Raw genomic sequence first — 9,408 nt, 5'->3', positions numbered from 1 at the left:
CGACGGATATCTGGCGGTCAGCGACCCTCGCCGCGACGGCCAAGCGGTGGGATTTTAACGCCTTCGGGGCGCCCATCTGCGCTGGGCGGGTCGGGGTCGCCCCGTAGGAGTTCTTCTGGGTGGTGAGCGAGGTTGATCTGGGGCGGACCGTTGCCATCGGTCCAGCCGAGTCGCCCGCTTTCGGTGACCTGGGTGCCACGCTGGCCGCGAGTTTCCATGCCATGGTGACATCCGCAGCCGAAGAAGAGTTTGTCGGCGTCGGTACGCCCGCCGTTGGCCCAACCCGGCGAATGGTGGACCTCGCAACGGTAGCCGGGTTCGAGACAGTTGGGGTAGGTGCAGCCGCGGTCGCGGGCGTGGCAGATGAGCCTTTGGTCGGCGGTGGCGATGCGCTTTTGGCGGCCCAGATACAGCGGACGCTTGATGTGGTCGTCGAACACGGCCAGGTAGTGGATCGCTGTGGCGGCCATGCGGATCAGATCTCGCATGGGCAGCCTGGAGCCACCTCCGGTCCGCGCCGGTGCGGGCATGGGAATTGACGGGTCGGTCACGGCATGGGCGGCTCGGTCGAGTTCGGCCAGTGTGGTGGTGACGACGACGGTGACGGGGTGGCCGCGGTGCGTTCCAAGTTTGCCGGAGCCGATGGCGGTTCGCAGGCTGAGTTTGAGCGCGTCATGGCAGCGCTGGGCTGGCGTGCGCTCATCGCGGGATTCGGGATCGTTGTTTTGCGGTTGGTGACGGCCGGGACGCACGGCGGCGTCGATGGCCTCGAAGTATGCGCGGGCCTCGGGGTCGAGCAACCCCGATAGTGCTGACATGCCGTCGGGGCCTTGCGGGCCGAGGCGCAGTCCGCGGCGGCGGGCGCGGTCGTTGTCGGTGAAATTGCCGTCGGGGTTGAGGTAGTCGGCGAAGCGCTGACCCAGTTTGGCGACAATGCCGGCGTCGACTTTGGTCGCATGGGCGACCAGCGTGCGTTCGGCGTCTGCGGTATCGGCAGGCGAAACGGATGAAGGCAACACATCGACAGCTCGGCACACCGCACGGATGTGGTCCTCGCCTACCGTGCCCGCCTGCACTGCTGCTGCCAACTCCGGTAGCTCCGATGGCACCGGGGGGCCGGTCAGCGACCGCCGCGGCCGGATCCGCGCGGCCATTTTGAAGCGGCGGGTGATTTCGTTGGGAGTGATTCGCAACCGCGCCCACAGCCGGTCACGCACAGCTGCAACGTACCCGGACTCGTCGGGCGGGTCCGCGAGCTCACCGAAGAACCGATACATCAGCCCGCGGTTGGTGCGGTCTTGGGTTTCCAGGCGCTCGGCGACGTTGACACGAAAGCTGTTGCCCACCACCTCCGATGAAGTTCCGCGCAACACATCATGGGCGGCGTCGATCGCATCGAGAGCAGCGCTGATCTGCTCTCGTGCCTCGTCGGCGCTCATCCGTGAACCCATAGCCCGACACTACGAAGCAGCCATGACAAATCTGGCGGCCCACCCAGCACCGAGCCCGATCTGTGGATGAAATCCGACCTGTGGATAAGCCAGCGTTGCCCGGGCCGTTAGAGCCCGGACGGATCAATCTCGAGGAAGGAATCTAGAGCTGAATCTTGCCCTCGGCGGCCGCCAAACCGATGTCGGTGCGAAAGTGGCTTCCGGGCAACCGAATTGATCCAAGGATCTCGTAGGCGGCCGCACGGGCCGCGGCCAAATCGGGTCCGGTGCCCACCACCGACAGTACGCGGCCGCCCGATGACACGATCGCGCCGTCGTCGCGGCGAGCGGTTCCGGCATGCAGAACGCCCTTGGCCTCCGAGCCGACGATCGCGTCGCCAACCCGTGGCTTGCCGGGATAGTTCTCCGCGGCCAGCACCACCGTCACGGCCGCACCGTCGCGCCACCGCAGCTCGCCGAAGCTGCCCAGCGAGCCCGTTGCCGCCGCATGGAGCAGCTGGCCGAGCGGCGACTCGAGCAGCGACAGCACCGACTGCGTCTCCGGATCGCCGAAGCGACAATTGAATTCGATGACTGCGGCCCCGTTCGTGGTGATCGCCAGCCCGGCATACAGCAGCCCCGAGAATCTGCAGCCGCGCCGGACCAGTTCGGCGGCAACGGGTTCCACGACCTTGGTGACGGTCGCTCGGTAGACGTCGGCCGGTAGCCACGGCAGCGGCGCGTAGGCGCCCATGCCGCCGGTATTGGGCCCGGTGTCACCGTCGCCGACGCGCTTGAAGTCTTGCGCCGCCAGCAGTGGCACCACGGTCTCGCCGTCGACGATGCAGAACAGCGATACCTCGGGGCCGTCGAGGTAGGACTCCAACAGCACCGGGTGTCCGGATTCGAGCAGGCTCGCGGCATGAGCACGCGCGACGTCGCGGTCCGGAGTGACAACCACACCCTTGCCGGCGGCTAGCCGGTCGTCTTTCACCACCCAGGCCTGCTCGCCCGCCGTCGGGCCGAACCGGTCCAGTGCTGCGTCCAAACATGCTGGGCTATCAACGATTTCGCTGGAGGCGGTGCGTACGCCGGCCGCCGCCATCACGTCCTTGGCGAAGGCTTTGGAACCCTCGATCTCGGCCGCGGCCTTACTGGGCCCGAAGCAGGCGATCCCCGCGTCGCGCACGGCGTCGGCCACTCCGAGCACCAATGGGACTTCGGGACCGATGACCACCAGGTCGGTCCCGATCTTGCGAGCCAAAGCGACAACATCGGCGCCGGAGGGGACGTCGACGTCGTACTGGTCAGCTATTGCCGCGGTGCCGGCATTGCCGGGAGCGATGGCCAGCGCCTCGACCTGCGGGTCGGCGCGCAATGCCAGCAGTAGGGCATGTTCGCGGGCACCGGAGCCGATCACCAGAACGCGCACGGAAGGTCACTCTAGTCGGGCGACGATGCGCGCCGCGAAACGGCGCGAGGAGCAGACCGACAATCAGCCCAGCGGGCGACGATGCGCACCGCGAAACGGCGCGAGGAGGAGACCGACAATCAGCCCAGCGAGATGACGATGCGGGCCGGGCCAAGGCAGTCAGATGATTTTCTCGAGCAGGTTTTTAAGTTCCTTTTGCTGCGTGGCGGTGAGGCGCCCGAGACGCTTATTGAACTCCTCGGACAGCACCGACATACCGCCCGCGGCGGCTTTGCGCCCCATCGCTGTGAGCCGCAAGCGATGGCGCCGCAGATCGGCGGGATCGATCTCGCGACGCACGAAGCTGGCCGCCTCCAGCCGTTTGAGGTACACGGTGACCGTCGCCTTGGGCATGCTCAGCGTCGTCGCCAGTTCGGCTGGGTAGGGATGCTCATCGATCTCGGCGAGCAGAAACAGCTCTTTGGACTCGAGGCCCAGCGCGCAGATATCGGTCTCGGCGCAGGAGATAACCGACAGCAGCACCCGGTAGTTCAGGGACCAGATCTTGGCCGGATCAACCGCAGACATCGACTTGCCAGGTCGTTCAGGTATGAACTAGTTTAGAAGTGAACCATCGCATAATCGAACAATCTACCAGGAAGTGGGCATCATGCCGCTGGATCAATACGTGACACTCGGACGGTCCGGCCTGCGCGTCAGTCCCTTGTGCCTGGGCGCGATGACGTTCGGCGAAGACCTCGGCTGGGGCACCAGCGTCGAAGAGTCCCAACAGATCATCGATCGGTATACCGAACTCGGCGGCAACTTCATCGACACCGCCAACTTCTACACCCGAAGCCACTCCGAGAAGATCCTCGGTGACCACGTCGGACGCCATGCCGCGCGCCGCGATCGCCTGGTGATCGCGACCAAATTCAGCGGTAACTTGTATCCGGGCGATCCCAACGGTGGCGGCTCGGGCCGCAAATCGTTGATCAGCGCCTGCGAAAACTCGCTGCGGCGGTTGCAAACCGATTACATCGATCTGTACTGGCTGCATATCTGGGACACCAACACTCCCATCGAAGAGACGATGGCCGCACTCGACGACCTCGTTCACGCCGGGAAAGTTCGCTATATCGGTGTTTCGGACACCCCGGCATGGAAGATCGTCGAAGCCAACCTGATCGCCCGTTTTCGGGGTTGGTCGAGTTTCGTCGGCCTGCAGATCGAGTACTCGCTGCTCGAGCGCACCGTCGAACAAGAGCTAGCTCCGATGGCAACTGAATTCGGCCTCGGCATCACGCCCTGGTCGCCGCTGAAAAGCGGTGTGCTCAGCGGCAAGTACACCCGGCGAAACACGGACCAGCACAGCGCCGATCGCGGTGCGATGGTCGATGCGTTCCTCAACGAGAAGACTTATGCACTGATCGACGAGTTGGAGGTTATCGCCAAGGCGCACGAGACGACTGTCGCCAGCGTGGCGCTGTCTTGGGTTCGCGCGCAGGCCGCCGTGTCATCCGTCATCATCGGCGCGCGGAGACTTTCGCAGCTCGACGACAACGTCCGGGCCGTCGATGTACATCTCACCGCCGACGAACTGGCCCGGCTGGACGCACTCACCAAACCGGCTTTCGGATTTCCGCACAACATGCTGGAAATGGCCCCGGGCATCATCAACGGCGGGACGACGGTCAACGGTGTATCGGCGCCGACGTCAGAATTCGTGATGCCCAAAGGTGTTGACCCATACTGAGATTGACCGTCACTCGCCCGAGTGCATCTTCAATGCGCCCTCGACGTTGGCCTTCTTGTCCTCGCCGGCACCCTTGGCCGCGGCCTTCTTCCGCTTCGCCACCACGCTGTCGACTGCGCCGTTGAGCGCCGAACCCAGCGGAAAGCCGAGATAGTGGGTGAGGAAGACGGCCATCTCCTTGAGTTCGGTCTCGGTCAGTTCCTCGTTGAGCAGCGCCGCGTTGATCTGAATCTCGGCGAGGTCGCGGTTCCCGATCGCGGTCACCGAGGTCAGCGTCATGATGCGCTTGTCGCGCATCGACAGACCCGGCCGGGTCCAGATGCTGCCGAACAGGTGGTCGACGGTCAGGTCGAAGAACGCGTCGCCCTCGATGTTGGGCATCTCCCAGCCGTAGACCTCGTTCATCTTCGCGAGGCCCTTGCTACGCAATTCGTCCATTACGCCTCATTCTCTGTGTGCGGCACGCCGAGGCCGGCCGCCAACCGCTGGTAGGCAAGCTGGGCGAGCGGCAGATCGACCGACACCGCCTCGCCCAGAGCCAGCGCCAGGCCCAGGTCCTTCTCGCCCAGCCCTCGGGTGTGCAGGAACGGCTGGTACAGAAAGTTGTCCGGCTCAAGGTCTTTCATGTCCTCGCGGACCATGATCGCACCCGGGCCGCTGGTGAGCGCGTCGGTGTGCCGCACCACCCGGCCGAGCGCCTGCAGATCCAGCCCGGCCGCCTCGGCCAGCGTCATGGCCTCACACGCGGCGGCGTAGGACGTGAACGTCAACATGTTGCGAGCCAGCTTCATTCGGGTGCCTGCGCCGGGCTCCCCGGCGTGGATGACCACCGCCGCCCAGTGTTTGAATGCCGGCTTGATCCGCTCGTAGACCTCGCGGTCGGCGCCCACCATGGTGGCGAGCTCACCCTTCGCCGCCGCGGCCGCGCCGCCACTGACCGGGGCGTCGACGACGTGAATGCCCTGTGGTTTGAGTTCGCCGGCGAGTTCGACAGCGGTGGTATCGCTGATGGTCGAGTGGATCGCGATGACAGTTCCGGGCTTAGCGTGCGCCGCCAGCTCACCGACGACCGCACGCACCTGCGCGTCGTCGAGCACGGTGATGTGGATGATGTCGGCGGCGGCAACGTCGGCAACGCTGTCGGCCAGGCTGGCGCCATTCTCGGCCAGCGGCGTCATCGCCTCCGTACGGATGTCGTAAACCGTTATCCCGCCCGGCCATTCGGTCATCTTGGTGGCCATCGGCGCGCCCATGTTGCCAAGGCCGATGTAGCCGAGCTTCACGGTGTCGGTCATGACCGGATGACCTGTCCGCCGTCGACATTGAAGATCTGGCCGGTGATCCACGATGCCTCATCGGACAGCAGGAACAAGCACATGCCCACCAGATCCTCCGGTGTGCCCATCCGGGACAGCGGGAGTCCCTTGACGATGTCGTCGACGATCTCTTTGGGTGTCGTGGTCCGGTTGGCCTCGGTGTCGATGGGCCCGGGCGCGATCGCGTTGATCCGGATGTTCTGCCCGCCCAACTCGCGGGACAGCTGTTGGGTCAACCCGTTGAGGCCGACCTTGGCCAGGCCGTAGAAGTTCGAGTACAGCCATGCCGCCGTGGACGACTGGTTGACGATTGCGCCGCCGCCGCGCTTAGCCATCTTCTTGTAGACCGCGCGGGTGCACCACAGCGCGCCGTCGAGGTTGACGCTCATGAACTTCTTGTAGTACTCGGGGTCGACGGTTACCAGGAAGTCCAGCTTCATGCCGCCGAAGATCGCGGCGTTGTTCACCAGGTAGTCGATTCCGCCGAACTCGGCCAACGTGCGGTCGGCCATCGCCTTGGCCGAGGCGGCGTCGGACACGTCGACCGGAACACTGATCGCAGTGCCACCGTCGGCGACGATCTGCTTGGCCACGCCCTGCGCCGCCTCGGCATTGATGTCGGCGATGACCACCGCTGCACCCTCCCGGGCCAGCGCCTCGGCGTAGGCCTGGCCGATGCCGCCCCCGGACCCGGTCACGATGGCGACCTTGTTGTCAAACCGCATGTTTTCCTCTCGGGCCGTCGTTTAGACCGCTGTCGCAATGGTTTTGATTTCCAGGTACTCCTCGAACCCGGCGAGACCCATTTCGCGCCCGTTGCCGGACTGCTTGTACCCGCCGAACGGCGCGTCCGCCGAATACCAGACCCCGCCGTTGACGTTGACGGTGCCCACTCGCAGTCCCGCGGCGAACTTGGCAGCGCGCTCCGGGTCGGCGCTGAATACCGTGCCGGACAGGCCATATGGCGAGTCGTTGGCGATGCGCAGTGCGTCGGCGTCGCCGTCGTGAGCTATCACGGTGAGCACCGGCCCGAAGATCTCCTCGCGTGCGGGTCTGGCGTCGTTGCCCAGACCCGCGATCACGGTCGGCTCGATGAAGAAGCCGGCATCCCGATCGGCCGGACGCCCGCCGCCACACGCGAACGTCCCGCCCTCGGCGATCGTCAGGTCGAGGTAGCTCTGCACTCGGTCCCGCTGCATCGCCGAAATTACTGGCCCACACACGGTTCCGGGCTTGTTGGGGTCTCCCGGCTTGATCGATCCCATCGTGCCTGCCGCGATCGCGACGGCCTCGTCGTAGCGGGCCCGCGGCACGACGAGCCGGGTGGTGAGCGCACAGCCCTGCCCGGCGTGCATGGACGCGGTGAACGCCGAGACGGAACACGCGCCATTCAAATCCGCATCGTCGAGCACGACGAACGCCGACTTGCCGCCCAGTTCCAGGAAAACCTTCTTGAGTGTCGCGGCGGCGTCGCTCATCACGCTGCGGCCGGTACCGGTCGAACCGGTGAACGAAACCATGTCCACCCGAGGGTCTTTGGCCAGCAGCGCGCCCACACTGTGGTCGCTGGAGGTGATGATGTTGACAACGCCCGGCGGGAAATCGGTGTGCTCGGTGATGAGTTCACCGAGCACCGCGGCGCACCAGGGGGTATCCGGTGCGGGCTTGAGCACGACGGTGTTGCCGGCGCCGAGCGCGGGACCCAGCTTGGCCAGGTTGATCTGATGCGGGAAGTTCCACGGGGTGATCGCGCCGACCACGCCGACTGCCTCGCGCGCAACGGTGCGCCGGGTGGGAATGCCCAGCGGCGACGCGTCACCGAGATCGGAGTTCCACTGGTAGTTCTCGGCGGTGTCGGCCGCAAAGCTCAAGTCACCGACCGGTCCCTCCAATTGAGCAGCGGCGGTCAGCATCCGTGGCGCACCGACCTCGGAGATGGTGATCTCGCGTAATTCTTCGACGTGCTCGCGCATTGCGTCGCGCAGTTGGCGAACGCACCGGACACGCAGCTCGGTATTGCGTGACCAGTCCGTCTCGTCGAAGGCGCGTCGAGCCGCCTCGATAGCGCGGGCCATGTCCTCGGCGTCGGCGTCGGCCGCGCCGCCCACGACTTCTTCGGTCGCCGGGTTGATCGTGGGAAAAGTTCCCTGGCTGCCGCTCGTCAGCTTGCCGTCGATGAGCAGCGAACTCACGCCGTCGGCCAGCAATGCCATCATCGCCTCCACCTGTGATCTGGATGGACACATGTCCGGAATAGTTCAGTCGAACATAGTCTTCGCGGCGTTGAAAGTGCAAGCGTGAGGTTGGCTCCGCTGTCGTCCCCGCCGCAAACTGAGGTATTCACCTGCTGTTTTATCGAGTGGGCTTGCCTCTTGCCGGATATGTCGGATAGCTTGGACAAGTGTCCAGCGACTCAGTGGTCGCGATCACTCCCGACGCCGGCGGTCCGGCCCGGGACGTGCCACGCAACCGTCGACAAGAAGAAACGTTCCGCAAGGTCTTGGCCGCAGGTGTCGAGGTCCTGCGGGAGACGTCCTATGCGGACCTGACCGTGCGAGCAGTAGCCGCCCGCGCCAAAGTTGCCCCGGCGACCGCCTACACCTATTTCTCGTCGAAAAACCATCTGATCGCCGAGGTCTACCTGGATCTGGTGCGACGGGTTCCCTATTTCACCGATGTCAACGAGCCCATGCCGGCGCGAGTGGACAAGGCGCTGCGCCATCTCGCGCTGGTCGTCGCCGACGAACCTGAGGTCGCCGCGGCGTGCACGACGGCATTGCTCGGCGGCGGCGGAGATCCGGCGGTGCGCTCGGTGCGCGACCGGATCGGCGCCGAGATACACCGTCGCATCACATCAGCCATCGGACCCGATGCCGAGCCCCGCATCGTGTCGGTCCTCGAGATGGCGTTCTTCGGCGCGCTGGTCAACGCCGCCAGCGGGGCTTACACCTATCACCAAATCGCCGACCATCTTGCCTATGCGGTCGGCCTCGTTCTCAAGACGGAAGCCTGATGACCATTCAGATCGACAAGCCGCTCCTCGACCCGTATGACTACGACTTCCACGAGGATCCGTACCCGTACTACAAGCGGCTACGGGACGAAGCGCCGCTGTATCGCAATGAGGAACTGGGCTTTTGGGCCCTGTCCCGGCACGCCGACGTGCACCAGGGCTTTCGCAACAGCACCACGCTGTCCAACAAGTTTGGCGTCTCGCTGGACCCGGCGTCGCGGGGACCGCATGCCGCCAAAACCATGTCGTTTCTGGCCATGGACGATCCCGCGCACCTGCGACTGCGGACCCTGGTGTCGAAAGGCTTCACGCCCAGGCGGATTCGTGAGCTCGAGCCGCGGGTGACCGAGATCGCGACACAGCATCTCGACACCATGCTGGAAAGGGCCGAGGGCGGAACGGTCGACTACGTCGACGAGTTCGCCGGGAAATTGCCGATGGACGTCATCTCGGAGCTGATGGGTGTCCCCGAGCCGGATCGA

General features: G+C 65.2%; 9 protein-coding genes and 1 pseudogene. 3 read left to right on the top strand and 7 right to left on the bottom strand.

The window, feature by feature from the left end:
• Positions 1-17: 17 nt before the first annotated feature.
• The 3 genes from VGG53_RS20865 to VGG53_RS20855 all read right to left on the bottom strand — a co-directional run bounded on the left by VGG53_RS20865 (position 18) and on the right by VGG53_RS20855 (position 3,429).
• Positions 18-1,451 carry an HNH endonuclease signature motif containing protein gene (locus tag VGG53_RS20865; RefSeq protein ID WP_331520007.1) on the bottom strand — a complete coding sequence of 478 codons (1,434 nt, stop codon included), beginning with the start codon at positions 1,449-1,451 and terminating at the stop codon, positions 18-20.
• 142 nt (positions 1,452-1,593) lie between these two features.
• Positions 1,594-2,862 (bottom strand): phosphoribosylamine--glycine ligase, encoded by a 1,269-nt coding sequence (purD, locus tag VGG53_RS20860; RefSeq protein WP_331520006.1) that lies wholly within the window; start codon positions 2,860-2,862, stop codon positions 1,594-1,596.
• A 159-nt stretch (positions 2,863-3,021) separates the two neighbouring features.
• Positions 3,022-3,429, bottom strand: a complete 408-nt coding sequence (locus tag VGG53_RS20855; RefSeq protein WP_331520005.1) for a MarR family winged helix-turn-helix transcriptional regulator — start codon at positions 3,427-3,429, stop codon at positions 3,022-3,024.
• Positions 3,430-3,502: 73 nt separating this feature from the next.
• Here VGG53_RS20855 and VGG53_RS20850 point away from each other — a divergent pair, with 73 nt between their 5' ends.
• Positions 3,503-4,597, top strand: coding sequence for an aldo/keto reductase (locus tag VGG53_RS20850; protein ID WP_414689019.1), 1,095 nt, complete (start codon positions 3,503-3,505; stop codon positions 4,595-4,597).
• A 9-nt stretch (positions 4,598-4,606) separates the two neighbouring features.
• Here VGG53_RS20850 and VGG53_RS20845 read toward each other — a convergent pair whose 3' ends face one another.
• Genes VGG53_RS20845 through VGG53_RS20830 form a run of 4 tightly spaced genes read right to left on the bottom strand, consistent with a single transcriptional unit; the run spans position 4,607 to position 8,126 of the window.
• The gene (locus tag VGG53_RS20845; protein WP_331520003.1) at positions 4,607-5,035 is read right to left on the bottom strand and encodes a carboxymuconolactone decarboxylase family protein; all 429 of its coding nucleotides are present in this window, start codon (positions 5,033-5,035) and stop codon (positions 4,607-4,609) included.
• Entirely contained in the window at positions 5,035-5,892 is an 858-nt protein-coding gene (locus VGG53_RS20840) for an NAD(P)-dependent oxidoreductase (RefSeq protein WP_331520002.1), read from the bottom strand. The genes VGG53_RS20845 and VGG53_RS20840 overlap by 1 nt, the downstream gene beginning before the upstream one ends.
• Positions 5,889-6,638, bottom strand: a complete 750-nt coding sequence (locus VGG53_RS20835; protein WP_331520001.1) for an SDR family oxidoreductase — start codon at positions 6,636-6,638, stop codon at positions 5,889-5,891. The genes VGG53_RS20840 and VGG53_RS20835 overlap by 4 nt, the downstream gene beginning before the upstream one ends.
• A 21-nt stretch (positions 6,639-6,659) precedes the next feature.
• Positions 6,660-8,126, bottom strand: coding sequence for an aldehyde dehydrogenase (locus VGG53_RS20830; protein WP_331520008.1), 1,467 nt, complete (start codon positions 8,124-8,126; stop codon positions 6,660-6,662).
• A gap of 188 nt (positions 8,127-8,314) precedes the next feature.
• On the opposite strand from VGG53_RS20830, the gene VGG53_RS20825 reads away from it, so the two are divergent.
• Complete coding sequence (locus VGG53_RS20825) at positions 8,315-8,926, top strand: TetR/AcrR family transcriptional regulator (RefSeq protein ID WP_331520000.1); 612 nt, start codon at positions 8,315-8,317, stop codon at positions 8,924-8,926.
• Positions 8,926-9,408 (top strand): annotated as a pseudogene (locus tag VGG53_RS20820) (cytochrome P450); the annotation flags it as partial. The gene VGG53_RS20825 and the pseudogene VGG53_RS20820, both read left to right, overlap by 1 nt.

It is taken from the genome of Mycobacterium sp., assembly GCF_036490025.1.
Taxonomy (GTDB): Bacteria; Actinomycetota; Actinomycetes; order Mycobacteriales; family Mycobacteriaceae; genus Mycobacterium.
Note: the sequence above shows the minus strand (reverse complement) of the source record. Positions and strands in the feature narration are given on the sequence as shown.